We start from the raw sequence: 842 nt of genomic DNA on the forward strand, positions 1-842 counted from the left end.
GAGAAGCAGCGTCTGCTGGATCTGCAGGGCGGCATGACCTTTCTGCTCGATATTCCCGTCAACGGCCGCTTCGAGCCGCGCGTGCTGATCGCCTGAGCGAACTGGATTCTGCGGTCGGACGGTGCGTTGTCACGCAACCGCCCGCGCCGTGTCGGTTTCGCGAGAGCCAGACGCCTTGACCATGCGATGGTAGGCAATCCTACTGCCGGAATCGTTCATCTCATGTCGAGCCGCAAGCCAAGACTGATCCTCGTCCATGAGCCGGAGAAGGCTTGTTTCGACCGTCTGGTCGCCGACGGTCATGCGCCGCAGCGTGCCGGCGAAATCGCGTCCTATCTGGCGCAGTCGACCGACGTCGCCCCCGAATTCGACATGCTTGGCCGCGCCTGCCAGGCACGCGGCCTGTCGTTTGCGCCAGTGGCGCTGGACGACGCCGCAACGGTGCTCGCCGAGGAGCACCCCAGCACGACGCTGGTCTGGACGCTGACCGACGGCATCGCCTATTTCCGCGGCGGCGCGGCGCCCGCTCTGGCGCGATTGGGCGGTTTCAAGACGGTTGGCGCAGATGATGCGCTGTTCGCGCTCTGTCAGGACAAGTTCCGCTCCGGAGCCGTGCTCGGCGCACTCGGCCTGCCGGTGCCGCAGGCCGGGCTCGCGCGCGACGGCCAATGGCTGGTCGAGCCGCCGGCCTCGCCCGCCGGCTGGTTCGTCAAGCCCAACCGGCTCGGCGCTAAGATCGGCATCTGGCCGGACTCGCGTGTGGCCGACCTCGGCCATGCGCTGGAGCTTAGCCGGCGCGTCTTTTCGGCCTATCGCGACGATGTCGTCGTCCAGCCCTATGT

At 67.2% G+C, this 842-nt stretch carries 2 pseudogenes; both read left to right on the forward strand.

Features of this window, described 5'->3' with window-relative positions:
- Positions 1–96, forward strand: a pseudogene (locus tag EOC06_RS42055) (SMP-30/gluconolactonase/LRE family protein); the annotation flags it as partial.
- Positions 97–222: 126 nt separating this feature from the next.
- A pseudogene (locus EOC06_RS42060) lies at positions 223–842 on the forward strand (D-alanine:D-lactate ligase-like protein); the annotation flags it as partial.

This window comes from Mesorhizobium sp. M7A.F.Ca.MR.362.00.0.0, from assembly GCF_004023175.1.
Lineage (GTDB): Bacteria > Pseudomonadota > Alphaproteobacteria > Rhizobiales > Rhizobiaceae > Mesorhizobium.